The following is a 25,170-nucleotide window of genomic DNA, read 5'->3' as shown; positions in this document are numbered from 1 at the left end:
GAGAAGAGTTGCGTAAAATCATGACAGCTATTTTTGAAGAAAAAATGAACAAACACAAAATTAAGTAATGTTATATCAAAAGAGGTATAAGTCTGCAAACTTATACCTCTTTCTTATCTTTACTTCTTATTTGACTTGGATAGACTAATGGCAACCATTGTCGCACACAGGAAAAATGCAGCTAGCATACCTTTTGTAGTGGTAGTCATAAAAGGTTTATCGAAGATGTAATAATTATATACAGAAAATCCGAGACCAATAAGAGTTACAATAATTGAAATAACAAATAGCGTCAACCATAATCGTCTTTGAGTCATCATCAACCTCCTGTTTGTATCCGTTTTCTTTCTGTAAATAGTATAACATAAAAAAACCTTAGCTAAATTCCAGAGATTGGTTTAGCTAAGGTATCTGATATTATTTTGTTAAGACAATGGTATCATTTAGACCAAGGTCATCATCTTCAATAGTCAACTGATTACCGTCGAGTTTATAGTGTTTGAGATCATCCCCAACCGTTAGACTTTGATTGTCAGTGTCAACAGTTACAGAATTGCTTTCCTTCTCGCCATCTGCATCAACCTCTTCCCAAGTTCCAGTATTTCCAGAGATGGTAAGAGTAATACTATCATTTTCATGAGTCCCTGTGTAGGTACCATCTAGCCCTTCAGTCTGTGTAGAAGCTGAAGATGAAGCCACACTTGAACTTTGTTGGGTGCTAGTAGAGCTAGAGCTATTAGATGTTTGAGTATTCTGGTTTGAGCAGGCTACTAAAAGACCAAGAACTGCCATAGATGTAAGAGAAAGTGTGAGTTTTTTTGATAATGTCATAGGTTTATTTCCTTTCTTTGATAGCTTAAGTATAGCAAACGTTTACGAATAAAACAAGTAAAACCTTTTCTGAAAATAGATGCAACTATCCTTAGAAAAATGACTCCTCACTAGCAAGATCATCCTCTATTATCCCCGTTTAAACTATGCTATACTGATAAAAAAGCTATTAAGGAAGTTCCCTAATGACAACAATTAATCCATGTCGCCAGTGCGAGCGACTTTGGGCAGCCAATAAGTACCTGGTGCTCAGCCATTCAAACAAGATTTACTTAGAAATCCGTAACTATCTCAAGAATGATGAGGTTAGTTTGAATCAGGTTCAGGCCTACATTGATCAAGCCCTGAATCTTCCTGAAAATCCTGGTCAAGTCGTCAATGCCTTCCAACATATCTGGGGTTATTTTAAGAAAAAAGCGACTGCCAGCGAAAAGGAAATGTTTATGGCCCAACTGGATAGCTATGCGGCAGGTCGAATTCCTCAGACGTGTTTGGTGGCATCTGTCAAAGAGCTCCTCATCAAGTACCCTAATCGCTATCTGGAGGAGTCAACCTTAATTAATGGAGGTCTAAAATGAGACTGTGGCATCAAGAGCTGATTTCAAAACTGCCCCGACAGCAATTATTAGGGCAGCACCGAGAATGTTGTGCCCTTCGTGGTAAGGGATGGCAACGAAAACATGCTACGGTTAACTATGTTTTTGATTATTCACCCTATCGCTTGTTTAAATACCATGAGCTTATTATGCAAGAAATGATGGAACGTGGCTATCGTGTCAGCCCCGAGTGGTTAGACAAGGAGTATCGAGGCAAGCAGATGCCAGCCTACGATGAGCTTGAAGTGGAGAAGCTACCAGCTATCATTTACCCAGAGCATGATGATGCCTATTTACAGGAATGTCTGGACAATCTCAGGCAAAAAGGAATAGTTATCTAAAGGAGGAAAACGATGCATTTATTTAAGTGGCTAGAACCTAAGAGGAAAGCAATAGAAGGCCTTGTCATGCGTATTTCGACAGCTGATGAGGTGAACTACGAGACGATTTCAGACCCAAGTGACAGTGATATCTGGGATGCCCTAGTGCAACTCCCAGTATCCTACGGTAGTCTCTATCTCACTTATGGAAATAAAAGGTCAATGAGCTTTATCTTTGTTGAATACGAGGATGGCAAGTATCGCTTAGAGCACGACACACCTGAGCTAGGATTAGAATTGACCAATGTTGCACGGGTGTCTCAACAAGTTGCCAAAGATATTCTTTTTCGCTTTTCTAAAGAGCACATAGTCACTTTGGACGAGCATTGGAAGCAAGAGGAGATCAGGTAGGCCTATGGAATACCTGACCCCAGAAACCAGACGTAAGAGGCGAAAAGCCTGGTGGCTAATCACTGAAATCATTTGTCTGGTTCATTTTTGCAATCATTGTCCCTCGTGATCGGGTATTTACTCCCCTAAAATGGGCTCATACACCAGATTTCATGCGCCATAAACTCATGTGGAGTTTTCACCGCCAGTATCAGCTTGAGGGCATGACGAGAGAAGAAGTAGAGAAGCTCTTGGGCTTGGGCGATGATGTTCAAGGAAGTGTTGAGTACACACTGAAGGACGATTGGATTGGTGGCTTGCGTGTTTACCATATCGAGTATAGGAAAGACCGTGTGATTCGTGCCAAAGAAATGTGGCAAGACTGGTAATATGTTTTTTGCTCTCCTAAAAGTAGTATAATCAAGGTGTAAAGGTAATCGCTTTCAAAAGGTCAAAGCTATCTTTTGATTAGAAATGGAGGACAAACTCATGACCCTATTTATGTCTAAACTGATGAGTGGTATTCTGGAACTTCTCATAGTTTCTTTCATTCCTTTTATCATTTGGTTGATATGGAGTAGAAAAAAGACTGGTTTCTTTGACTGGATTGGTTTGAAGCAAGTTCAAACCCAGCAGAAAGGACGATTAGTACAGACGATTTTTGGTTTTACCCTACTTTTTACTCTTTTTTCGATTGTGGTCTTTAGTTGGTTTGACTCTAGCAAAACGGCCACAGCAGATTTTTCTGGAAAGGGAATTGGGGCCCTTCCTGCTATTCTAGCCTATGCTTTCTTAGGGACTGCCTTGCCAGAAGAAATATTCTTTAGAGGTTTTCTTTTGAAAAGGTTGCAAAGTAAACTAGGATTTCTAGGGGCTAATCTCGTCCAGTCCTTATTATTTGGGCTCATCCATGCGCTTATGTTTATCCAACAAACTGGCACCCTAAAAGCTATGGCTATTTTTGCCTTTATTAGTCTCATAGCTTTCGTTTTTGGTGCTATCAATGAGCAGAAAGCAAACGGCTCCATCCTTCCTAGTGTCCTTATCCACACCTTGTCCAATACGATTGCCGGGCTACTTTTTGCCTTCTCACTCATTTAGATAATAATAGAAGAAAGTTATCATGGATGAATTAAAAGAAATCAAACTTAAAAACTACCAGTACTTAAATGAGGTCGCCATCAAGGGGCAGATGCTCTTCACTGGTTCCTCTCTCATGGAGCTTTTTCCCATTTGTGAAATTGCTAGGAGTAGAGGTATCGACGATATCATCTACAATCGAGGCATCAGTGGTTTGAATACGGATGAATTTCTCCAACATATCCATCCCCTGCTTTTGGATTTGCAACCAGCCAAGGTTTTCATCAATATCGGTACTAATGATATGACCGAGGAGACTTATGGAGACCAGTGGTTCCAACATATGACGGCAAATATCAGACAAATTCTGGAGCAAACCCTAGCTATATTGCCACATACTAAGATTTACCTGATGGCTTTTTATCCAGCCAATCTTCATCTGCCTTGGCAGACATCAGCATCTATCCAGTGGATGAAACTGCGGACACCTGAAAATCTTGACCGTTGTAATAAGACTCTTGAGGAAATCGCTAAAACCTATGGCTGCCACTTCATTAATTGTAATGCTGAGCTGGTCGATGATAGAAAAGAGCAGAAAGCAGAGCATACCTATGACGGCGTTCACCTATATGCTAATGCTTACTTAAAGGTCTATGAAGCTCTTGAAGGCTACCTCTTGGATTAAGAAAATATGAAAGAATGTCCAGTTCTAACTCGCTTTTTTCCCTTGATTACAGTACAATAGACGTCAAAAGTGAAAAATTGAAATGAGGTATCCCTATGTGGAAATGGTTTAAACGACTCATTGTCCTCGTCATTGTGCTCTTTTTTGCAGTGGTGGCTTTACTTATTCCGGACAAGATCGACAGTCAAGACCAATTAAAAAATGTATCAACACAAACATCTCTTGTTGATTTAGCCCAGGCTGGTATTGGTGGGGCATCCCTATCATCAGGTGGCATTTCAACCGAGATTAACCTTGATAGTAATCAGTTTCGTCAAATCCTAAAAGCAAGCATAGCTGATTCTAATGACGAGACCTTGCAAAACAGTACCGTAGAGTTGAATGATTCCTATCTAACAGCTAAGGTTCCCGTATCTCTTGGACCTATCGATTCAACATTTAGCCTTGATTTTACGGTCAGCACTAACAAGGAAGTCATCCTACTAGATTTGGCAGGTGCCCACCTGGGTCGCCTCCCTGTTCCAAAATCACTGGTTATGCCTTACCTCAAGAAGAGCATTGCCCAGTCTAGCAGTGGTGTTAGCATGGTTAACAACCAGATTCAGCTCAAGCTTCCTGAAATCGGCTACGAAATTGACCAAGCCACTGTTACCAATAGCAAGATGAAGGTGAAGCTTAACATTCCGATTTCCTTGCCAACAAGTTGGTAGTTCAAGAGGAATTTATCCATCAAAGAAAATTTAAAGCAAGTCCATATGTCTGGACTTGTTTTTTTTGAAGCCTTCAATTCTAAACTAAGAAAGTTTAAAAATTCTAGAAATAATATCTCTAAATTCCTCAATCCCCTAGAAAATGGGCTTTTCCTGTGCTATCATAAGAGTGTAAAATTGATAAGCGTCTGACACTCATTGAAAAAGAGTTATTTCACTGAGTTAAAGAGTTTTAGGATAGTAGTAAGGAGGAAAAAATGGACGCTTTAAAATATATCACACCTAAATTTTTTACCACCATCAGGAATTATTCTAAGGGTCAGTTTCTTAAGGACTTAATCGCAGGAGTCATCGTGGCTATCATTGCTCTCCCCTTGTCGATTGCCCTTGCCATTGCCTCTGGTGTCAATCCCGAACAAGGTCTTTACACAGCAGTAGTTGCAGGCTTTTTTATTTCGTTTTTGGGAGGTAGTCGGGTTCAGATTGGTGGACCGACTGCAGCCTTCGTTGTCATTATCTATGGCATCATTGCCCAGTATGGTATGGCTGGTTTGACACTTGCTACGCTTATGGCAGGGCTCATGCTTATTGCCATGGGCCTCCTGCGTTTTGGTGATTTGATTAAGTTCATTCCAAAAACCATCACACTCGGTTTTACCTTGGGGATAGCTGTTGGGATTGTGGCTGGACAGGTTAAAGATTTCCTAGGCCTTGAGATGAAGTCGGTGCCAGCTGAGTTCTTAGAAAAACTCCTAGCTTATGGGAAGCATCTTTCAAGTATTAGTTGGCCGACACTTGCAATTGGTATCTTGGCCCTAGTCATTCAAATCTTTTGGCCACGTCTATCTCAGAAAATTCCAGGATCCCTGGTTGCCATCTTTGTAACCACAGCCATCGTAGCTTTTGGTCATCTACCAGTCAAAACCATCGGTGACCTTTACACCATCAAAGCAGGACTTCCGAGTTTCACAGTTCCTGACCTATCATTTTCTTTGATTCGTCAAATGATGTCGCCAGCCTTCACCATTGCCATACTAGCAGCCATCGAATCCCTACTTTCCTGCGTTGTTTCAGACGGGATGATTGGTGGTAATCACCGCTCTAACGCGGAATTGATTGGTCAAGGTGTTGGGAATATCATGTCAGCCCTCTTTGGCGGTATTCCTGCAACAGGTGCCATCGCCCGTACCGCAGCCAATGTCAAAAATGGAGGACGAACACCAGTAGCGGGGATGGTCCATGCCCTCACCTTGCTTCTGATTTTACTCTTTCTCATGCCTTATGCCTCATTGATTCCTATGACCTGTTTGGCCTCAATTCTTATGATTGTCGGTTATAACATGAGCGGTTGGCGTACTGTCGTTCGTATGATTCAACGTGCGCCTAAGAGTGACCTAGCAGTCCTTATAGTAACCTTTATCTTAACAGTTTTCTTTGACCTAGTAATCGCTATTGAATTCGGTATGGTCCTGGCAGCCTTCCTTTTCCTCAAACGGATGTCGGACGTAGCCCAGGTCCGTCAGTGGGTTGACAAGGAGAATCTAGAAGATCCTATATTGTCTGAGGACAGCGACTTGAAACAAGTCCCTAAAAATGCAGTCGTATATGAAATCTTCGGTGCCCTCTTCTTTGGTGCAGCCAATAATTTCCTGAATGTTATCAATGACGATGGTAAGAATGTCCTTATCCTACGCATGCGCAACGTTCCAGCCATGGATATCTCAGGTCTGGATGCCCTTGAGGAAACTCTTGCTATCTGCCAAAAACGAGGCATGACCTTGCTTCTTTCTCACGTTAACCCCCAACCCTACCGAGTTCTCGAAAAATCAGGCTTCATCCAGACTATCGGTCCAGATAATATCTGCGACTCGACGGGCCAAGCCCTTGAAAAAGCAGAAGCCCTAGCAAAAGAAGCCTAGACAAATCCATTTAGCACAAGAAGAAAAAGCCCAGTTCAACTGAACTTGGCTTTTTAAAATACGCGATAAACATAAGGATTGTCGGGTTGACTAACCTCTTTAATCTCAGTCAAATTAAGGATAGGTAGACTCTGTTTAAGATTTTGATAATAATCCACAGTGATAGTACCGGTGACTGTTACCCAGGTATTATCCTTAAAGGTTTGGTCGCTTCCGGTCGTCGCCAGTCCGTAAACGCCTGAGTCGGCGATACAGTGGATAATACCGAAACGGAAGATGAATTGATAGCCCTCGGTCTGTGGGTCATTGTAAACAAAGCCGGTATAGGTGACCTTCTTGCCCACGAAATCGTTAGGATAGAGGTAGATGAGCTCCATGACTTCCATGTAATTTTCCGTGGTAATCTGGATGGTCTCACGTCCTTTGTACTTGGCTAGCTCCTTGGTCATTTCCTTCTCATAAGCTGAGGAGGTGAAGTAGGAGCTGGTATCCGGCTTCAAGTACTGTATGGTCGTTCCCTCTTGGTCGGCCTGGTTAGGATCGCTCCCTGCCGCCAGTGGAAAATGATAACCTTTAGCTGATACAGTATTGGCATCCAGGGTCACCGTTGGCACCAAGAGCCCAGTGAGAACTGGAAAGGCCAAGAGGACGATGCTGGCTACCTTGGCCACTCGACCTGACAAATGCGTGTGAACCTTCATTTGCTTCATCCAAACGATGAGTTGAACCACAGCGAGGATGAAGGAAAGCACCATAGAAATGTAGGCCAGGTAGGAGTAGTGGATATTAATATACTGGTTGAGCTTGCCAGAAACTTGCAAGTACATGACGAGCTCAAAATAACCAGATAAGATGAGAAAACGTAACATTAAATCACCCCCAATACCAAACAGTAAATGATTGTTACCAGACTTGCGGTTCCCACAAAGAGCCCAACAAAGCGAGTCTTAAACTGGTGTTTCATCATGATCAAGTTCTTAATATCAACCATTGGACCGATGATGAGAAAGGCCACCGTTGGAGCCACTCCAAAACTAGAGAGCAAGGAAGCTCCGATAAAGGCATCCGCCTCAGAACAAAGTGAGAGGATAAAGGCCAGGAGCATCATGATGAGGATAGCTGTCACCGAATTATGACCGATGGTCGTTAGGATTCGGGTCGGTAGGTAGGTCTGCATACTTGCGGCCACTAGGCTCCCGAAAATCAGGTAACGCCCAGTGTCGAAAAATTCATCCACCGCATGAACCAAGGCTTGAAAGATTTTCTTACTAGCCGATAGACCACTATAATCATGAACATGACTAGCCTTACGCTTGTCCTTGAGAATCTGGTCATCCACTACAAAGCCGAGCAGAATTCCCAAAATCATGGCAATCAAGAAAGCTCCAAGAAAACGTAAAATCACGTAGTACCAAGAGTTTCCAAAGGCCGTATAGGTCGCAAAGAGAACGACTGGATTGATGATAGGAGCTGTTGCCATGAAAGGAATAGCCGTGTAGCTAGGCACTTTTTTCTCTAAAAAGCGCGTGATAATGGGAACAATCCCACATTCACAAGAAGGGAAAATAAAACCGATTAGGGTTCCAAAGAGAATAGCCAGGACCTTGTTTTTCGGCAGGAAGTTTTGGACCTTTTCAGGAGTCACGAAGATTTCGATAAAGCCAGATAGGATACTTCCCAGTAAAACAAAGGGCAGGGCTTCGATAATAATAGATAGAAAAACTGCCAGAAGCTGCAAAACGCTATCTGGTAGTTGATGAAAAATAGCCATAACTATTATTTCTTCTTATCTTCTTGAAGACGTTTGTCCTTCTTAGGATCAGTTCCCGCCTTCTCAAAATCAGGGATAGCCGCAAAAGATGCCATCATGTTTTCAAGTTCATTAGTTTTTTTCTGAATAACCGCCATAAAAAGCCTCCGAGTTAATTAAGATACTAAGGGCGCAATTTCTGACAGAAAATTAGGGCATCAGACGAAGAAGCTCAGCTTCTAGGAGGATGCATCTATTTTCCGAAAGAAATAGCCCGAGTTCAGTTGCCAAAAGATACTAAGGGCGTCATTTCTGACAGAAATACCCTTAACAATAGGTTTACCTTCTTATTATACTACCTCTTGCTCAAAATTTCTCGCTTCAGCTACAAGGTTTTCTACCCAAGCCTAACCCCTATCGTGGTATAATAGAGCTTATGGAAAATCGAAATTTAGAGATATTGGCTCAGGAATTGAGCCTAAAAAAACAACAAGTTGAAACTGTTTTGGAATTGACCGCAGAAGGTAATACCATTCCCTTCATTGCCCGTTACCGTAAGGAAAAAACAGGTAATCTGGATGAGACGCAAATCAAGGCTATCATTGATATGGATAAGTCTTTGACAGCTCTCCAAGACCGAAAGGAAACGGTTTTGTCTAAGATTGAGGCTCAGGGCAAATTGACTGACCAACTCAAGGCAGCCATTGAAGCGGCTGAAAAGTTGGCAGACGTGGAGGAACTCTACCTTCCTTATAAGGAAAAACGCCGTACTAAAGCGACTATTGCCCGTGAAGCAGGTCTCTTTCCACTGGCTCGTTTTATCTTGCAAAATAGTCCAAACCTCAAAGAAGAAGCTGAAAAGCTGACATCCGAAGCCTTCCCAACAGCTGATAAGGCACTTGCGGGTGCTGTGGATATTTTGGTTGAAGCCTTTTCTGAGGACAATAGCTTGCGTTCTTGGACCTACAACGAAATCTGGAACAACAGTGACATCACTTCGACCCTAAAGGACCAATCTCTGGATGAAAAAGAAACCTTCAAGATTTACTATGATTTTGCGGATAAGGTGTCTAAACTCCAAGGTTACCGTACTTTGGCTCTTAACCGTGGTGAGAAACTAGGCGTTATCAAGGTAGCTTTTAAGCACAATCTTGAGAAAATGCACCGTTTTTACAGTGCCCGTTTCAAACAAAAAAATGATTATATCGAGGAAGTCATCAACCAATCTCTCAAGAAGAAAATCATTCCAGCTATGGAGCGTCGTATCCGTAGCGAGTTGACTGAAGCAGCAGAAGATGGAGCCATTAATCTTTTCTCTCAAAATCTTCGAAGTCTTCTCCTAGTCTCACCACTTAAAGGTAAGATGGTACTTGGATTTGATCCAGCCTTTCGTACAGGGGCTAAGTTGGCCGTGGTGGACCAAACAGGGAAACTTATTACAACTCAGGTCATCTATCCAGTTGCTCCAGCCAGTCAAGCGAAGATTGCCCAAGCTAAGAAAGACTTGGCTGACCTCATCAAAGAGCATGCCATTGAGATTATTGCTATCGGAAATGGAACAGCCAGTCGTGAAAGTGAAGCCTTTGTGGCAGAAGTCCTCAAAGATTTCCCAGAGACCTCTTATGTTATTGTCAATGAAAGTGGTGCCTCGGTCTACTCTGCTTCAGAGTTGGCCCGTCATGAGTTCCCAGACTTGACGGTCGAAAAACGCTCTGCCATTTCTATTGCCCGTCGTCTTCAAGACCCTCTGGCTGAATTGGTAAAGATTGACCCTAAATCAATCGGAGTAGGCCAATACCAGCATGATGTTAGCCAGAAGAAACTCTCTGAAAATCTTGATTTCGTTGTTGATACCGTGGTTAACCAGGTTGGTGTCAATGTCAATACGGCAAGTAGTACCCTCTTGTCACATGTCTCAGGTCTCAACAAGACTATCTCTGAAAATATTGTTGCCTACCGTGAGGAAAATGGGGAGATTACATCACGTGCTGAAATCAAGAAGGTCCCACGTCTTGGTGCCAAAGCCTTTGAACAAGCTGCCGGTTTCCTCCGTATTCCAAACGCTAAAAATATTTTGGATAATACGGGAGTCCACCCAGAGTCTTATCCAGCGGTGAAAGCTCTCTTCAAGCAGTTAGACATCACAGATTTGGACGACTCTGCTAAGGCAAAATTGAAGGCTCTTAATCTTAAAGACACAGCAGAGGAGTTAGGGCTTGGTCAGGAAACCCTTAAAGATATCATTGCTGACCTTTTGAAACCAGGTCGAGACTTGCGTGATGATTTTGAAGCACCGGTACTTCGCCAGGATGTTCTTGAGCTCAAAGACTTGTCGGTGGGGCAAAAACTTGAAGGAACAGTCCGTAATGTTGTGGACTTTGGTGCCTTTGTGGATATCGGTGTCCATGAGGATGGTCTTATCCACATCTCTGAGATGAGTAAGAGTTTCGTCAACCATCCAAGCCAGGTAGTTTCTGTTGGAGATCTGGTTACCGTATGGGTGTCAAAAATTGACTTAGAACACGAAAAGCTTAATCTTTCCTTGGTGAATCCACGTGAATCTAACTGATTATGTTAAGACTGTTTCTATCGAAGACTTCGGTTGGGAATTTAAGCATCAAGCCTTGTGGAACAAGCGCCTTAGGACCACTGGAGGTCGTTTCTTTCCCAAGGATGGACACTTAGATTTCAATCCAAAACTCTATGAAGAACATGGTCTTGAGACCTTTCGGAAAATTGTCCGTCATGAACTCTGTCACTACCACCTTTATTTTCAAGGAAAGGGCTACAAACATGGGGATAGAGATTTCAAGGACCTACTAGCTAGGGTAGATGGCCTAAGATATGCCCCCAAAATGCTAAACCAGGAAGAAAATGACTTCCTCTATCAGTGCCAATCTTGTGGTCACACATACCGTCGCAAACGCCGTGTCAATACACAGAAATTTGGTTGCGGTTTGTGCCGAGGTAAGCTCATTTTTCTAAATCAGTCCTAGGGCTGATTTTTTTAGTCTAAAAAAATCATATAATTAAATCAACGAAATGATAGGAGAAGAAGACCATGCCAAATCGTTTTTATAAGATACGAAAAAATAGACTCGTCGCCGGTGTTGTTGCAGGTTTGGCAGATAAGTTTGGCTGGAATCTAACTTTGGCTCGTATCTTAGCTATTATTCTCATGATTTCAACGCAGTTTGGAATCTTCTTATACTTGGTTTTAGCCCTTCTCCTTCCTTACAAAGAGGATATTTATCCCGAAATAAAACTTAAGGATGGAAGAAAACGTAAAAACGCTGAACCTGTAAAAGACGAGTGGAACTGGTGAGTAAACGATAACAGAAAAGATCTATGATTGGATTTAGTGCTAGTCATGGGTCTTTTTTACTTTGAGAACCGCATTGAAAACCTTTTTATGTTACAATGAAATTAGTAAATAATCGGAGGAAATAACATGACAGTAACCGTTAAAATGTTGGTTGACAGGCTTAAACTCAAGGTTGTCTATGGGAATAAGGAGCTTTTGGAAAAAGAGATAACAACGGCTGATATCTCTCGTCCTGGTTTAGAAATGACGGGTTATTTTGACTTTTATTCACCGGAACGACTTCAATTGGTTGGGATGAAGGAGTGGTCCTATCTTAAAACCATGACTGACTATAACCGTTATTCTGTTCTTACTAATATGTTTAAAGCGGAAACTCCAGCTGTTATCGTGTCGCGTTGTCTTGAGATTCCGGAAGAGATGCTTCGAGCTGCTAAGGAAAATGGTGTAGCAGTTCTTCAAGGACGAAACAGCACATCGTCACTTTCAGGTGACATGTCTTGGTATATCAACTCTCAATTAGCTGAACGTACTAGTGTCCATGGTGTTTTGGTAGATATCTACGGGATGGGTGTTCTTATTCAAGGAGACTCTGGTATCGGTAAGAGTGAGACAGCGCTCGAGTTGGTGAAACGTGGCCACCGTCTAGTTGCTGATGACCGTGTAGATGTCTATGCTAAGGATGAGGAAACCCTCTGGGGGGAACCTGCAGAAATTCTTCGCCATCTTCTTGAAATCCGTGGAGTTGGTATCATTGATGTTATGAGCCTTTACGGAGCTAGTGCCGTCCGTAATTCATCTCAAGTTCAGTTGTCCATATATCTTGAGAATTATGAAAATGGCAAGATCTTTGACCGTCTTGGAAATGGCAATGAAGAGATTGAATTGCAGGGCGTTAAGATTCCACGTGTCCGCATTCCTGTTAAGACAGGACGTAACGTGTCAGTCGTTATCGAAGCTGCAGCAATGAACTATCGTGCTAAGCAAATGGGATTTGATGCAACTAAAACCTTTGAGGACCGTTTGACCAACCTCATTAGTAAGAATGGGGAAGACTAATGTTAGCTACTATTGATCCAATCGCTCTAAGACTTGGTCCAATCAGTATTCATTGGTATGCCATCTGTATTGTATCTGGTCTTTTACTTGCAGTTTATCTGGCTCAACGTTGGGCTCCTGAAAAGGGGATTGATCCTGAGCATATCTTAGATTTTATTCTCTTAGCCTTTCCTATAGCCATTGTTGGTGCTAGGCTCTACTATGTGATTTTCCAGTGGTCCTATTACAGCCAAAATCCATCGGAAATTTTTGCGATTTGGAATGGTGGAATTGCCATCTATGGTGGCTTGATTGCTGGTGCAGCTGTCCTTTATTGGTTCGCCAAACGTCATGCTATTGCGGTTTTAGATTTTCTCGATATTGCGGTTCCTGGGGTCATGATAGCTCAGAGTATCGGTCGCTGGGGAAATTTTGTCAATCAGGAGGCCTACGGAAAAGCAGTTAGTCATCTCAATTATCTTCCAGAATTTATCCGTCAACAGATGTTTATTGATGGAAGCTACCGTGTACCTACCTTCCTTTATGAAAGCCTGTGGAATCTAGTTGGTTTTAGCATTATGCTGGGACTACGACGTTTTAATAAGGGATTGCGACAGGGAGACTTGACTTCATTTTACTTAATCTGGTATGGTCTTGGACGCTTTGTCATTGAAGGCATGCGTACGGATAGTCTCATGTTTGCTGGCTTGCGTGTCTCACAATGGGTCAGTATTGCCATCATTATCCTTGGAGTTGCCCTCTTATATTTCCGTAAACAACGTCCAAAAGCAGATTATAAAATGAAAAGCTAGTCATACTGTTCAGACTTTGTTATAATAAAATGATAATTATAATAACAAAGGTCATAAGAAGCAGGAGTCAAACATTCAGTTTCTTTGTGTTAACCTTTTAAGCAGGTCAAAGGAGTCTTAAACTATGGCAGAAATTGCATTTCTTATTATCGCAATCGCACTTGCTGCGTTCCTAATCGCATTAATCCCAACTCTACTTCGCACACGTCATGTTGTAAAAGAAGTTGAAGAAACAGTTGCTGTTCTTCGTACAGATATTAACGTAACACTTCACCAAACAAATGAAATTTTGGCTAAGGCTAACGTCTTGGTTGAAGATGTTAATGAAAAAGTTCAAACTATTGATCCTCTCTTTGTAGCAGTAGCTGAGCTTTCAGAAAGTGTTTCTGACTTGAATACCGAAGCTCGTTACCTCGGTGCTAAGGCAAGTGCAGCAGGAGCAAGTGTCGGTAAAGCAGGCTCAGCCTTTGCTATCGGTAAGGTTGCTTCAAAACTATTTGGTAAAAAAGACAAGAAAAAATAAGGAGGTCTTTTCATGAGTAAATTTCTAAACACCCTAATTATTGGTGCAGCTTCTGGAGCTGCAGCAGCATATTTCTTCACAACTGAAAAAGGTAAAGCAGTTAAAGCACGTATTGATGAAGAAATCGCTTCATTCAAAGAAAATCCTAAAGCTTACCAAAATCAAGTGGTGGAAAAAGCTAGCGACTATAAAGAATTGGCAGTCGATACTTTCCAAGAATACAAAACAAAATTTGAAAATGGCGATATCACTGCAGATGATTTGACAAAAGCCGTTCAAGAAAAAACGGCTCAAGTTGCCGACTTTGCAAAAGAGAGCTTTGAACTCATCAAGGAAAAAACAGCTCAAGTAACTCCTGAGCAAGCTAATGTTGAAGCAGAAACAAAAGCTATCGTTGATGATATCGTCATTGATATCAAAGATATCTCTGAAGAAGCAGCAGAAGCAAACTAAAAAAGAAAGCCCATTGGGCTTTTTTTAGAACGAAAAAAAACGTTGACTCCTTAGTCAGCGTTTTTGTGCTTTGAGATATTCGATTAGGACATAAATGCCTAACTGACCAATGACGCTAATGGTAATTGCCCAGAAGAAGGCCCAGAAGGTAGCCACCTGTGCTACCAAGAAAAGGAAGGCAACTAGGACTGTTGAAACACAGAAGCTTGAGATACGTCCAAAGAAAATCATGTCTTGTAGCTTAATACTATTACTGTTTAGCCCTTGATAGTCTTGATAATTGGTCGTTTGACGACGTTCCATCTCTAAATCTTCGATGTGATCAAATTGACGGTGTAAGTTGTCAGCCATGTCTGCCTCCTTTCTATATAAAATATCTAAATCACTGTTTCGTGTAGGATAAAATACTGAGTCAGTATTTCACTATTTAGAATCTCATTTATAATACCATAAATATTTTATATTGCAAAGCTTTTTTTGATTTTTATCAAAATTATAGTATTCAAAAACTATTTTAAAATATCTTAATACGCTATATAAGACCTAAAAGTTCTAAAAAAATCAATCAATTTGTGCTATAATGTAAGTTATGGAAAAAATAGTGATTACAGCGACTGCTGAGAGCTACGAGCAGGCACGTGAGCTCCTAGAACTTGGCGTAGATCGTATTTACATCGGCGAAAAAGCTTTTGGCCTTCGTTTGCCCAAGCCTTTTTCATTCGCAGAAATGCGAAAGATTGCAGAGCTGGTACATGAGTCAGGTAGAGAATTAACTGTTGCAGTTAATGCCCTCATGCACCAAGGTATGATGGATGCTCTTCCAGACTATCTTGATTTTCTTGAAGAAATCAAGGCAGATTATATCACGGTTGGTGATGCAGGAGTTTTCTACATCTGTAACCGTGACAAACGTCCCTTCAAAATGATTTATGATGCTTCAACCATGGTAACCTCTAGCCGTCAGATTAATTTCTGGGGCAAACAGGCAGGAGCATCTGAAGCTGTTTTGGCCCGTGAGATTCCATCTGCGGAACTCTTTATCATGGCTGAAAATCTTCAAATCCCAGCTGAAGTTTTGGTTTACGGTGCAAGTATCATTCACCACTCAAAACGACCACTTCTTCAAAATTACTACAACTTTATCAAAACAGATGAAGCTGTTACCAAAGAACGTGACCTCTTCCTTTCTGAGCCTGGTGATCCAGATTCTCACTACTCAGTCTATGAAGACTTACATGGAACACATATCTTTGCTAACAATGACTTGGATATGATGACTAAGCTTTCAGAACTCGTTGAACATGGTTTTGACCACTGGAAATTGGACGGTGTTTATTGTCCAGGTGAAAACTTCGTAAAAATTACTGAGTATTTTGTGAAGGCTCGTGACCTCATTGAGGCTGGAGAATTTTCACAAGATCAAGCCTTTCTTTTTGATGAGGCTATTCACAAATTACACCCAGCCAACCGTGGCTTGGACACAGGTTTCTATGATTATGAACCTGACCGTGTAAAATAAACATACTTTCTCCTTCGTTTGAGAGTTTTCCATTTTCAGGGAACGAAGGAGCTATACTAAAAACTAAAATCGACAATCTTGCAAATTGGAGAAATTATGACTACAACTAAAAAACGCCCAGAGGTACTGGTACCTGCTGGTACTTTGGAAAAATTGAAAGTCGCTGTAAATTACGGCGCAGATGCTGTTTTCGTTGGTGGACAAGCCTATGGTTTGCGTAGCCGTGCCGGAAACTTTACTATGGATGAACTTCGTGAAGGTATCGAATACGCTCACGCTCGTGGTGTTGATGTGCACGTTGCTTCGAACATGGTTACCCATGAAGGAAATGAAAAAGGTGCTGGTGAATGGTTCCGTGAATTGCGTGATATGGGACTTGATGCCGTTATCGTATCTGACCCAGCCTTGATTGAAATCTGTTCAACCTATGCTCCAGGACTCAACATCCACTTGTCAACGCAAGCATCTGCGACAAACGTTGAAACCTTCCATTTTTGGAAAGAGTATGGCTTGACTCGTGTTGTTCTAGCACGTGAGGTTACTATGGAAGAATTGGCTGAAATCCGTAAACGTACGGACCTTGAAATTGAAGCCTTTGTCCATGGTGCTATGTGTATCTCATACTCAGGTCGCTGTACCCTTTCTAACCACATGTCAGACCGTGATGCTAACCGTGGTGGTTGTTCACAGTCATGCCGTTGGAAATATGACCTTTACGACATGCCATTCGGTCAAGAGAGAAAGAGTATTCGCGGTGAAGTTCCTGAAGAATACTCAATGTCAGCCGTTGACATGTGTATGATTGAAAACATCCCAGACCTTATCGATAATGGTGTTGATAGTCTTAAAATCGAAGGTCGTATGAAATCTGTCCATTACGTATCAACAGTTGCCAATTGTTACAAGGCGGCCTGTGACGCTTACATGGAAAGTGCAGAAGCCTTTTATGCCATCAAAGATGATTTGATTGATGAGCTTTGGAAGGTTGCCCAACGTGAATTGGCAACAGGTTTCTACTACAAGACCCCAACAGAAAACGAGCAACTCTTTGGTGCTCGTCGTAAGATTCCACAATACAAATTTGTTGGTGAAGTCGTTGACTTTGACCCAGCAACTATGACAGCTACCATCCGTCAACGTAACGTTATCCTCGAAGGTGACCACGTTGAATTCTACGGACCAGGCTTCCGTCATTTCGAGTGTGACATCAAAGACCTTCACGATTCAAATGGTAATAAGATTGACCGTGCACCAAACCCAATGGAACTTCTTACTATTACTGTACCACAGGAAGTTAAACCTGGTGACATGATTCGTTCAACCAAAGAAGGTTTGATTAACCTCTACCAAAAAGACGGCTCAAGTAAAACTGTTCGTGCCTAATGACGAGAAAAATATATGGTCTCTTGGTAGATAATGAGAGCAGGTGTCAGCATTATCACACAGAGCTCGATATTATTGCCCTAAAATGCTTCGAGTGTCAAAGATATTATGCTTGTTATCAGTGTCATGATAGCTTAGAGGACCACAACTTTCGAGCTTATCCTTGTCAGCTCAAGCAGGATAAGGTCCTTATCTGTGGCGTTTGTCAGCATGAAATGACGATTGAGGAGTATCAAGAGGTAGTAGCTTGTCCTAATTGTCACAGTGCTTTCAACCCAGCTTGTTCAAAGCACTATGATATTTATTTTGTAAACTAAAAAAGATTGAAGATTCTGTTCGCAGGAACAAAGTCTTCAATCTTTTTCTTTAGTTAAAGTAACTATGATTTTTAAGGGCTTTTAAAACTGGCTTAGTCACCAAAGCGACGATGAGTCCTTTTAAAAGGTCAGGGATGATGAAGGGGGTTAAACCGACCGCCACAGCTGCAGACCATCCCATCTTTCCAAGAAAGTGCAGGCTAAGGATTCCACCGACAAAGACAAGTGCATCTCCCAAAACAAAAGCTAAAAAGATTTTCCAAATAGGAGTCTTAGCATGAGTCAGTGCAGATGTGACAAGAGCAAAAAATGGATAGGCAAGCAGATAGCCAGCTGAGGGACCAAAGAAGGCTTGAAGCCCACCGCCACCTCCTGCGAAAACTGGTAAACCAATAGCCCCTAGGATAAGGTAGAGGGTAGCAGCAAGAGTAGCCTCTCTTGGTTTAAGTATGGCGGCCACAAGTCCTACAGCAAAAGTCTGGAGCGTAATGGGAACTGCCCCGATCGGAATGATGATTTGAGCCAGTGCAGCAATGATGGCAGCTCCAAAGGCTGGAAGAATTAGGGACAATGTACGATTTTGTGTCATTTTAGTTAACCTTTCTTTAGTTTATGGTTAACTTATTATAACAAGCGTTTTTGTATTAGTCAACTGATAAATAAAACGAGGTTAACTAATAAACTTAACCTCGTTGTGATATGATTTTTAGACGTGTGATTTCATTGAGTTCAATCATACTAATAACTTTGTTCTGCTCGATAAAGATAGCTTGTCGCTGGCTGTCATAGCGATTGATGTAGCCTTTATAGGTCCTCTGATTAGACGTCAGCATGACCATTTGTTTATTATCAATAGCATGATAGATATCGTTAATAAGCTGATTTTGCATTAGGTGGACAGGTTTGCTGTGACCTGTTTCCACAAACTGATGAAGCTGATGCTTTACCGCTTCTAAAAAGTTTATCATGGTCATTTCCCTCGTTTCTTGATAAAATAATTATAGCATGAAAGGTGAAATTTTGTGGATAACTTTTTTCCAAATCCTGAAATCTTCATAGAAAAAAACGAATAAAGTGAGTGGAGGTAAGCAAATGGCAGAATTTTCATTTGAAATTGAAGAAAAACTCTTGGTCTTGTCTGAGAATGATAAGGGGTGGACTAAGGAGCTTAATCGTGTGAGCTTTAACGGGGCACCAGCCAAGTACGATATCCGCACGTGGAGCCCAGACCACACCAAGATGGGCAAGGGAATTACCCTTAGCAACGAAGAATTCCAAGTTCTCGTTGACGCTTTCAAAAACTAAAACAAGGTCAGCATGGTGCTGGCCTTGTTTTTTTAAAAAGTATCAAAGATAAGTTTGAGATTAAGAATGGTTAGGACAAGGGCTACGGCATAACCGAGGAAGGTATTCCACTTAGCATTGACGTGTTTTCCCATGAGCGATTTCTTAGAAGTATAGTAGATCAAAGGGAAAATAGAGAATGGCAAGGCAAGTGAAAGGAAAACTTGTGAATAAACTAAGAGTTGATCCAGAGTCTTTTCTTGATCACCGTAGAGAATGGCAACAATGATAACAGGTAGTAGGGCGAAGAGACGTGTAAACAAACGGATCACCCACTGTGGCAACCTCATGTGGAGGAAGCCTTCCATAACAATCTGACCAGTCAAGGTTCCTGTAATGGTCGAATTTTGCCCACTAGCTAAGAGAGCCAAGGCAAAGAGAGTTGAAAGTGTCGAACTAGCAACCGCACCGGCAATCTTAGAGTCCTGAAGAGCATTGTACATTTGTGAGAAGGCTGAAATATCAGAAGCGTGACCAAAGAAGAGGGCAGCCCCCAAAATCAAGAGGAGGGAGTTCACCACAAAGGCCAAGGTCAGCTGGATGTTTGAATCCCAGGTCATGAAACGGACAGCCTTTGTCACATCTTCACCATCAGAATGGTCAACCTTACGTGTTTGAGACAAGGACGAGTGCAAGTAGAGGTTATGTGGCATTACGGTCGCACCCACAATCCCAAGTGCCAAGGTTAACTGGTTGGTATGTCCAGCAGCATGAGGCTCAAAGAGAGTTGGTGTAGGGAGATATCCTTCGAGAATCCCCGTAATAGTCGGTTCAGACAAGGCTACTAGATAGACAAAGATAACCAAGATTGTCAAAATCAAGGTAGAAACGATAGCCTCGATTTTTTTGAACCCTAGCTTCATGATGAGCAGTAGTAGGAAAACGTCTAGGACTGTCACCAGAATAGCAATCATGATTGGAATACCAAAGAGCAGGTTAAGTGCGATGGCAGAACCAAGCACCTCAGCCAAGTCCGTGGCCATTAAGGCTAGCTCTAGGACTACCCAAAGCGTGTATCGCAACCATTTGGGCGAATGATAGGCAGTAGCTTGGGCCAAGTCCATCTGGGTTACAATCCCTAATTTTCCAGCCATTTGTTGCAACTGCATAGCGATTAAAGATGAGATTAAGATGACAAAGAGTAGACTGTACTTGTAGGTCGCCCCACCGACGACACTGGTAATCCAGTTCCCTGGATCCATGTACCCCACGGCCACAAGTGCCCCAGGTCCCAAGAAAGCCTTAAGATTTTGCCAAAAACGATTATTATTTGGTGTATCAATCGATTGGTTTACCTCAGAAAGGGAAACCTTTTTTAAAGATGTCATAAACACCTCTTTCTAAGTCTTATCTGAATGGAAGCGTCACCAATTACCACTCATCAAGACAACCTAATTATAACACTATGAGGAAGATGTGCAAGGTGAGGAGTACTGTGATGTAATAAGAAATTGAGGTATTGAGATATAAAGTTGCTTACATATTATAATAATTTTTGATATCTGAAACTTTTAAGCGAAAAAATAAATACTTGATCATAGGAAGAGACTGTGTTCTATATCAAAATTATTATAGAATGATGATTCATCAAATACTTGGGGATTTAAGAATATAGATATAAATGATATGAAATTATTTATTAATCTAGTCCATAAAAAGTTATGATATAATTTTGTAATAGGAAGGTGATAACAATGTTATATATAAGTGGACTAGAAGATGTTATCTTCTCAAAACATGAAATTTTAGCAGATGAACCCGACGAATTGATTATCATAAGTGGTTTTCTTGGTCCAGCACCGGTTCAACGACTGAGTGAATTTGATAATATTAAAATTACAGTCATTGGTGGGATGTACCGATCGGGGATAGATGCAAGATTATGGGATTCCTTAGAAAAAATTGATGAAAAAAATAGTAATCTAAAATTACTATTTACTACTACGGAAATACACTCTAAAATTTATATCTGGAAAAGGAATGGTAAAATATTAGCAGCTCTGATTGGTTCAGCAAATTTTTCATCGAATGGTTTACGAACTGATTATAGAGAATCTTTAGCAGATGCTACACGAGATACTTTTTCACCGCTTGAGGAATACTATAAATTTATTATCGATAATTCTGTTGAAAAACCTCATTTGCGAAAAGATCAGGAAATACTAGATTTTCAAGTGACGGATACTAAAATAGACGAAGTTGCAAAGAGTAATTTACGTTATTCAATAGAGATTCCTTTATATGATACAAAAACTAATGAAGTCCCACCGAAAAGTGGATTAAATTGGGGACTTAGTGCTGGTCATGTTGCTTTAGGGGATGCATATATACGGATTCCTAAAGAAATAATAAAAGAGAATAATCAATTATTTAAACCATTTGATCCTGATTTTATGACGCCTGAGGGAAAAAGAAAGAGAAATTCCGATCCAATTGAGTTAATTTGGGATGACGGTGTTATAATGGAAGCCTCTTTAGAGGGAGTTCAGTTCTATAACAATGAGAAATATCCTAAACAATTGGCTTCTTACTCTTCAAAAAAAGTATTTGTTGACGGGGAGAAAATTTCCAAAAAAAGTATTTTAGGTCGATATCTGAGAAATCGTTTAGGAATAGGTATTAATGAGTTGATAACAATGGAAACATTATCTACATATGGAAGAAATACGATTTCATTATCGTTAATTGGAGATGGTGTCTATTATGCAGAATTTTCGGTCGAAAAGTAGAAACTTAAGAATCATTTTAATCATGAAAAGGCAAACAAAAAATAAATTGTTTGCCTTTTATTCTATTCGTTTTCTTTTATATATTTAAATAAATCAGGTAATAATTCTCCTAATTTTTTTGCAAAGAGAGGGGGTACTGCATTACCAATCATTTCAAAATTAGCTAATTGTGATTCATTGAACTCGAAATCGTCATCGAAAGTTTGCAATCTAGCAGCCTCTCTTACTGTAATACTACGCATCTGTTTTGGATCTGGATGAATATGTCGTAGCCCATCTTTTTTTAGGTGAGCGGGAATTGTATTACTAGGTTCATCCCACCGTAGCACATGATACTTATGAACATTTGAGTTTTTTCCGGTTACTTCATAGTACAATTTTTTTAAGGAATCAGCAGAAGTGTATTTATTGGTTCCATTTTCAATATCAGATGCTAGTAAATTGAAAATTTTTTGATCTCTTTTACTATGGAAACGTGAAGTATGCCCATTAATGTTACTTGAATTATCGTATGCTTGTCTTCCTATTGCTTGTTTAAGTGGGTAGATAGGAGGTAAATCAAAAATAGCATCTCTAACAGTTTTTTGTTCTGAAAATTTGGAAGGAATTAGAACCTTATAAAAGTAATTAAGAATATTTTGGTAATTAGTAGAAGGTGAATCTCTTCTTACGCCAACTATAATAACACGTTTTCTTTTTTGTGGAACACCAAATTTAGTTAGGTCTAATAAAGCATATTTCCTAAGATCATTTATGATTTCATATCCAATATCATCGAATCCTTTTCGTATAAGTTCCGTAATTTTTTCGCCAGTGGGGATAGCACTTAGCATTCCTTCTACGTTCTCAAAGAGGACTATTTTGGGCTTATAGTAATCTACTAGTCGGATATAAGATTCAAACAAGAAGTTTCTATAATCATCTTTCATTCTATTTTTGTCTCTAATTCTGCCAGCTAATGAGTAAGCTTGACAAGGGGGACCGCCAGAAATCATATCAACTGAATGTTCATTAATAATTTTATTTAGGCCTTTTGAACTTCCAAAATCTGAATCGTTAGACCACCCATGGATGAGTTCTTCAGTACGCTGAATATCAAAATTTAAAACTCGCTCAGATGCGTCGGTAATATTATATTTACTTTCTAAACGGTTTCTAAGTGTTCTTACTTGAGGTTTTAGCCATTCAACAGAAGCTAATAAATGGATATTTCCTGATTGTTCAAGACCATCTGCTAATCCTCCTGCTCCAGCAAATAATTCGATATTATTTATCATCTTCTTTTCCTTCTTTAAGATGTTTAGCCATTTTTTCTCCTATTACTTGCGCTAATAATGGTGGAACAGCATTTCCAACCTGCTTATTTTGCTGCGTTTTTGTCCCTAAAAATTCAAAGTAATCTGGAAAAGATTGTAGTCGAGCATTTTCTCTAACTGTTGGTACGCGATTCCATTTATAATGAAAATGATTCCGATGACCGGTGTCAATCGTTTTAGATGGTTTTTTACTGTGATAACGGGTCCAAGCTTCGTTAAATTTTCTAGATTCTCCAACTCCTTCAGGTAAGTCCTTATGATTTCCTCCTTCCGGTACTTGACTAATAACCCATTTTACTTCGTCTGTATGATTAGTTCCAATATGGTTGTGAATTCGATGAGATCCTATTCTCATCATCTTTTGATAATCACTTTTAGCTTCATTTGTATATGGTATGTTTTCTTCACCTAGATCATCAATAAGAGGAGGGAGATCTGAAATGGCATCGGCAGTACTAATGTAAGTTTCAGGTGTTAGTTTAGGCGTAGGGAAAGTAAAGTAGTCGTAACCTAGGTCTTTTCGAAAGCCTACAAAGAACATCCTCTTTCTCATTTGTGGAACACCATAATCAGCTGCTAACAATGGTTTATCAGTTACACTGACGTTGTAGCCTAGGTCTTCAAATGTATTAATAATTTGTTCTTTTACTTTTCCTTTATAAAGAGTTGCCATTCCAGGAACATTCTCAATTAAAAATGCTTTTGGTTGAAAATGCTTTACAGTGTCTACTACAGCAACATAAAGTTTATTTCTAGAGTCATTAATATCTCTAGAGCCTGTTAGACTAAATCCTTGACATGGAGGGCCAGCGATTACAACATCAACAGTATTTCCTTTTAATAATTTCTCTATCTGCTTGATTGAAGCCTCTTCATCAAAAAGATCTGCTTTTAGAGCAATAGAATCCTTGAGATTATGGGCATAAGTTTTTAAGGCAGCATCATCAAAATCGACTCCCATTAAGACCTTATATCCAGCTTGTTTAAATCCTTGACTAAGTCCACCGGCACCACAAAAAAGGTCTATTACATTAATATTTTCCATTATTATCTCCTGTTAATTTAATTATATCTTTTATATCACAATTCAGGGCAACACATAGTTTAAGTATAGTCTCAGTAGTGACACATTCATTATTACGAAGTTTTGTAAATGTACTTGAACCTAGACCAGTTAGTATTTGTAACTCTTTTTGTGTCATTTTTGAAGAGGTTAATTGTTCCCACAAAGGTGAGAAAGATATTTTTTGCTCCATATTCTTCCTTTCGATTTAGGTATTATACCACAAAACAACCGTTTACGGTTGTTTTGTGAATTAATAGTTAATCATTTATGATATATCTTATTTATCTATTCGTATTTTTAAATTATAAAATTGTGATAATCAAAAAAATAGTAGTTATTTGATTCATGGATAACCTTTATAAAAACAAGAATACTTCACAATTTACTGACTTAAAAAAGTTATGTAGAAAAAACTTTTTACTTAGATTGTAGTTTAAATTAGAATCTTTTTTCTATTTATACTAGTTGTTCTTTGTAACTAGCAAACATCTCGTCAATATCATCTTCAACCAAGTGATAGATTTTCCAATCAAATTCAGTTTTTGAAACATCATCAACCAAGACTGTATAACAAAAATCCATATAATCTTCATAAAACTCAGAGATGAAGGGGAGGAGTGTGTCACTGATATCAGATGAATAAAGTTTTTCATCAAGATGTTTAAAGAGATAGTCTGTACCCGTAATCGTTTCATTTTTGAGTTTTTGTACATCCTCAAGGTTAAATCCATCGCTTTGGGGATTCAGAAAATCATGTTTTGCTAACCAAGCTACGAAAATACTGATATGAAAAGCAGCTCTTTTACCAATCTGTAGCATATCTGATTTGCTTAGTTTTTCGGAAGCGATATTATTTTCTTCACAATAAAATACAAGTGCCTGATCGAAAAAATAATCTTCGCGGTCTATGGGAAAGTCTAATTGACTATCTTCTATCCTTGTCTCAGGTTGTTCAACTACAGTTGATTTTTTCTTAAAAAGGGACTTCAGTTTTTTGAACACGTTTATACCTCATATAAAACATACTAAGATTAGTAGTGAAGAAATCTCCGACGGGAGTGAGTACT

At 40.0% G+C, this 25,170-nt stretch carries 33 protein-coding genes; 20 read left to right on the top strand and 13 right to left on the bottom strand.

The annotated features are described in order from the left end of the window. Positions 1-119: 119 nt before the first annotated feature. Positions 120-317, bottom strand: coding sequence for a bacteriocin immunity protein (locus RWZ99_RS05650; RefSeq protein WP_314676983.1), 198 nt, complete (start codon positions 315-317; stop codon positions 120-122). A 100-nt stretch (positions 318-417) separates the two neighbouring features. Beyond that, complete coding sequence (locus tag RWZ99_RS05645) at positions 418-831, bottom strand: SP_0198 family lipoprotein (RefSeq protein WP_314676981.1); 414 nt, start codon at positions 829-831, stop codon at positions 418-420. A 185-nt stretch (positions 832-1,016) separates the two neighbouring features. Here RWZ99_RS05645 and RWZ99_RS05640 point away from each other — a divergent pair, with 185 nt between their 5' ends. From RWZ99_RS05640 to RWZ99_RS05605, 8 genes are all read left to right on the top strand, one after another. After that, a complete protein-coding gene (locus RWZ99_RS05640) occupies positions 1,017-1,409 on the top strand; it encodes a YbgA family protein (RefSeq protein ID WP_314676979.1) in 393 nt (130 codons plus the stop codon). Further along, positions 1,406-1,768, top strand: coding sequence for a TIGR02328 family protein (locus RWZ99_RS05635; RefSeq protein WP_314676978.1), 363 nt, complete (start codon positions 1,406-1,408; stop codon positions 1,766-1,768). Before RWZ99_RS05640 ends, RWZ99_RS05635 begins: the two co-directional genes overlap by 4 nt. Before the next feature lie 12 nt (positions 1,769-1,780). Further along, positions 1,781-2,158: a hypothetical protein gene (locus RWZ99_RS05630; protein WP_314676975.1), complete on the top strand. Its 378-nt coding sequence runs from the start codon at positions 1,781-1,783 to the stop codon at positions 2,156-2,158. A gap of 152 nt (positions 2,159-2,310) precedes the next feature. Beyond that, the gene (locus tag RWZ99_RS05625) at positions 2,311-2,526 is read left to right on the top strand and encodes a hypothetical protein (RefSeq protein ID WP_314676974.1); all 216 of its coding nucleotides are present in this window, start codon (positions 2,311-2,313) and stop codon (positions 2,524-2,526) included. Positions 2,527-2,626: 100 nt separating this feature from the next. Further along, complete coding sequence (locus tag RWZ99_RS05620) at positions 2,627-3,238, top strand: type II CAAX endopeptidase family protein (RefSeq protein ID WP_314676972.1); 612 nt, start codon at positions 2,627-2,629, stop codon at positions 3,236-3,238. A 22-nt stretch (positions 3,239-3,260) separates the two neighbouring features. Next, a complete protein-coding gene (locus RWZ99_RS05615) occupies positions 3,261-3,902 on the top strand; it encodes a GDSL-type esterase/lipase family protein (protein ID WP_314676970.1) in 642 nt (213 codons plus the stop codon). A gap of 95 nt (positions 3,903-3,997) precedes the next feature. Then, a complete protein-coding gene (locus tag RWZ99_RS05610; RefSeq protein ID WP_314676969.1) occupies positions 3,998-4,612 on the top strand; it encodes a DUF2140 domain-containing protein in 615 nt (204 codons plus the stop codon). A 257-nt stretch (positions 4,613-4,869) separates the two neighbouring features. Continuing rightward, a complete protein-coding gene (locus RWZ99_RS05605) occupies positions 4,870-6,531 on the top strand; it encodes a SulP family inorganic anion transporter (protein WP_314676968.1) in 1,662 nt (553 codons plus the stop codon). A gap of 53 nt (positions 6,532-6,584) precedes the next feature. On the opposite strand, the gene RWZ99_RS05600 is transcribed toward RWZ99_RS05605, so the two are convergent. From RWZ99_RS05600 to RWZ99_RS05590, 3 genes are read right to left on the bottom strand one after another with little or no spacing between them, the layout of a single operon-like run. Further along, a complete protein-coding gene (locus RWZ99_RS05600) occupies positions 6,585-7,400 on the bottom strand; it encodes a TIGR03943 family putative permease subunit (RefSeq protein ID WP_314676967.1) in 816 nt (271 codons plus the stop codon). Further along, a complete protein-coding gene (locus tag RWZ99_RS05595) occupies positions 7,400-8,302 on the bottom strand; it encodes a permease (protein WP_314676965.1) in 903 nt (300 codons plus the stop codon). Before RWZ99_RS05595 ends, RWZ99_RS05600 begins: the two co-directional genes overlap by 1 nt. Before the next feature lie 5 nt (positions 8,303-8,307). Further along, a complete protein-coding gene (locus RWZ99_RS05590; protein WP_314676964.1) occupies positions 8,308-8,439 on the bottom strand; it encodes an SPJ_0845 family protein in 132 nt (43 codons plus the stop codon). Positions 8,440-8,717: 278 nt separating this feature from the next. Between RWZ99_RS05590 and RWZ99_RS05585 the strand changes: the two genes are divergently transcribed. From RWZ99_RS05585 to RWZ99_RS05555, 7 genes are all read left to right on the top strand, one after another. Further along, positions 8,718-10,850 carry a Tex family protein gene (locus RWZ99_RS05585; protein ID WP_314676963.1) on the top strand — a complete coding sequence of 711 codons (2,133 nt, stop codon included), beginning with the start codon at positions 8,718-8,720 and terminating at the stop codon, positions 10,848-10,850. Then, positions 10,837-11,277 carry a SprT family protein gene (locus RWZ99_RS05580; RefSeq protein WP_314676962.1) on the top strand — a complete coding sequence of 147 codons (441 nt, stop codon included), beginning with the start codon at positions 10,837-10,839 and terminating at the stop codon, positions 11,275-11,277. The genes RWZ99_RS05585 and RWZ99_RS05580 overlap by 14 nt, the downstream gene beginning before the upstream one ends. Before the next feature lie 65 nt (positions 11,278-11,342). Further along, positions 11,343-11,606 carry a PspC domain-containing protein gene (locus RWZ99_RS05575; RefSeq protein ID WP_314676961.1) on the top strand — a complete coding sequence of 88 codons (264 nt, stop codon included), beginning with the start codon at positions 11,343-11,345 and terminating at the stop codon, positions 11,604-11,606. 126 nt (positions 11,607-11,732) lie between these two features. Then, on the top strand, positions 11,733-12,662 hold the full coding sequence (gene hprK / locus RWZ99_RS05570; protein WP_314676960.1) for an HPr(Ser) kinase/phosphatase: 930 nt from the start codon (positions 11,733-11,735) through the stop codon (positions 12,660-12,662). After that, on the top strand, positions 12,662-13,453 hold the full coding sequence (gene lgt / locus RWZ99_RS05565; RefSeq protein WP_314676958.1) for a prolipoprotein diacylglyceryl transferase: 792 nt from the start codon (positions 12,662-12,664) through the stop codon (positions 13,451-13,453). The genes hprK and lgt overlap by 1 nt, the downstream gene beginning before the upstream one ends. A gap of 124 nt (positions 13,454-13,577) precedes the next feature. Further along, positions 13,578-13,976: a DUF948 domain-containing protein gene (locus RWZ99_RS05560; RefSeq protein WP_002885965.1), complete on the top strand. Its 399-nt coding sequence runs from the start codon at positions 13,578-13,580 to the stop codon at positions 13,974-13,976. A 12-nt stretch (positions 13,977-13,988) separates the two neighbouring features. Next, the gene (locus RWZ99_RS05555) at positions 13,989-14,429 is read left to right on the top strand and encodes a YtxH domain-containing protein (RefSeq protein WP_314676957.1); all 441 of its coding nucleotides are present in this window, start codon (positions 13,989-13,991) and stop codon (positions 14,427-14,429) included. 54 nt (positions 14,430-14,483) lie between these two features. Here the strand turns inward: RWZ99_RS05555 and RWZ99_RS05550 are convergent, their stop codons facing one another. After that, complete coding sequence (locus RWZ99_RS05550) at positions 14,484-14,780, bottom strand: DUF3270 domain-containing protein (protein ID WP_314676956.1); 297 nt, start codon at positions 14,778-14,780, stop codon at positions 14,484-14,486. Positions 14,781-15,018: 238 nt separating this feature from the next. Between RWZ99_RS05550 and RWZ99_RS05545 the strand changes: the two genes are divergently transcribed. The 3 genes from RWZ99_RS05545 (at position 15,019) to RWZ99_RS05535 (ending at position 17,648) form a co-directional block, all read left to right on the top strand. Then, positions 15,019-15,948 carry a peptidase U32 family protein gene (locus RWZ99_RS05545; RefSeq protein WP_314676955.1) on the top strand — a complete coding sequence of 310 codons (930 nt, stop codon included), beginning with the start codon at positions 15,019-15,021 and terminating at the stop codon, positions 15,946-15,948. A 96-nt stretch (positions 15,949-16,044) separates the two neighbouring features. Then, the gene (locus tag RWZ99_RS05540) at positions 16,045-17,331 is read left to right on the top strand and encodes a U32 family peptidase (protein ID WP_314676954.1); all 1,287 of its coding nucleotides are present in this window, start codon (positions 16,045-16,047) and stop codon (positions 17,329-17,331) included. Next, positions 17,331-17,648, top strand: coding sequence for a CHY zinc finger protein (locus tag RWZ99_RS05535; RefSeq protein WP_314676953.1), 318 nt, complete (start codon positions 17,331-17,333; stop codon positions 17,646-17,648). The genes RWZ99_RS05540 and RWZ99_RS05535 overlap by 1 nt, the downstream gene beginning before the upstream one ends. A 49-nt stretch (positions 17,649-17,697) precedes the next feature. Here RWZ99_RS05535 and RWZ99_RS05530 read toward each other — a convergent pair whose 3' ends face one another. Both RWZ99_RS05530 and RWZ99_RS05525 read right to left on the bottom strand, forming a co-directional pair. Next, the gene (locus RWZ99_RS05530; RefSeq protein WP_314676951.1) at positions 17,698-18,237 is read right to left on the bottom strand and encodes a biotin transporter BioY; all 540 of its coding nucleotides are present in this window, start codon (positions 18,235-18,237) and stop codon (positions 17,698-17,700) included. 94 nt (positions 18,238-18,331) lie between these two features. Continuing rightward, positions 18,332-18,616 carry a hypothetical protein gene (locus RWZ99_RS05525; protein WP_314676949.1) on the bottom strand — a complete coding sequence of 95 codons (285 nt, stop codon included), beginning with the start codon at positions 18,614-18,616 and terminating at the stop codon, positions 18,332-18,334. 124 nt (positions 18,617-18,740) lie between these two features. Between RWZ99_RS05525 and RWZ99_RS05520 the strand changes: the two genes are divergently transcribed. Beyond that, positions 18,741-18,953, top strand: a complete 213-nt coding sequence (locus tag RWZ99_RS05520) for a YdbC family protein (protein WP_002886106.1) — start codon at positions 18,741-18,743, stop codon at positions 18,951-18,953. 32 nt (positions 18,954-18,985) lie between these two features. Here RWZ99_RS05520 and RWZ99_RS05515 read toward each other — a convergent pair whose 3' ends face one another. Beyond that, positions 18,986-20,320 (bottom strand): Nramp family divalent metal transporter, encoded by a 1,335-nt coding sequence (locus tag RWZ99_RS05515; RefSeq protein WP_314676947.1) that lies wholly within the window; start codon positions 20,318-20,320, stop codon positions 18,986-18,988. Positions 20,321-20,686: 366 nt separating this feature from the next. On the opposite strand from RWZ99_RS05515, the gene RWZ99_RS05510 reads away from it, so the two are divergent. Beyond that, entirely contained in the window at positions 20,687-21,721 is a 1,035-nt protein-coding gene (locus RWZ99_RS05510) for a restriction endonuclease PLD domain-containing protein (RefSeq protein ID WP_289092641.1), read from the top strand. A gap of 62 nt (positions 21,722-21,783) precedes the next feature. Here the strand turns inward: RWZ99_RS05510 and RWZ99_RS05505 are convergent, their stop codons facing one another. The 4 genes from RWZ99_RS05505 to RWZ99_RS05490 form a co-directional block, all read right to left on the bottom strand. Beyond that, a complete protein-coding gene (locus tag RWZ99_RS05505; RefSeq protein WP_314676944.1) occupies positions 21,784-22,998 on the bottom strand; it encodes a DNA cytosine methyltransferase in 1,215 nt (404 codons plus the stop codon). Next, complete coding sequence (locus RWZ99_RS05500; protein WP_314676943.1) at positions 22,988-24,082, bottom strand: DNA cytosine methyltransferase; 1,095 nt, start codon at positions 24,080-24,082, stop codon at positions 22,988-22,990. The genes RWZ99_RS05505 and RWZ99_RS05500 overlap by 11 nt, the downstream gene beginning before the upstream one ends. Beyond that, positions 24,069-24,293 (bottom strand): helix-turn-helix transcriptional regulator, encoded by a 225-nt coding sequence (locus tag RWZ99_RS05495; protein WP_289092638.1) that lies wholly within the window; start codon positions 24,291-24,293, stop codon positions 24,069-24,071. The genes RWZ99_RS05500 and RWZ99_RS05495 overlap by 14 nt, the downstream gene beginning before the upstream one ends. A gap of 266 nt (positions 24,294-24,559) precedes the next feature. Beyond that, complete coding sequence (locus RWZ99_RS05490; RefSeq protein WP_314676941.1) at positions 24,560-25,105, bottom strand: hypothetical protein; 546 nt, start codon at positions 25,103-25,105, stop codon at positions 24,560-24,562. Between the last annotated feature and the right edge of the window lie 65 nt (positions 25,106-25,170).

Source organism: uncultured Streptococcus sp. (assembly GCF_963545685.1).
Lineage (GTDB): Bacteria > Bacillota > Bacilli > Lactobacillales > Streptococcaceae > Streptococcus.
The sequence above is the reverse complement of the archived record's forward strand: the minus strand, read 5'-3'. Positions and strand labels throughout refer to the sequence as shown.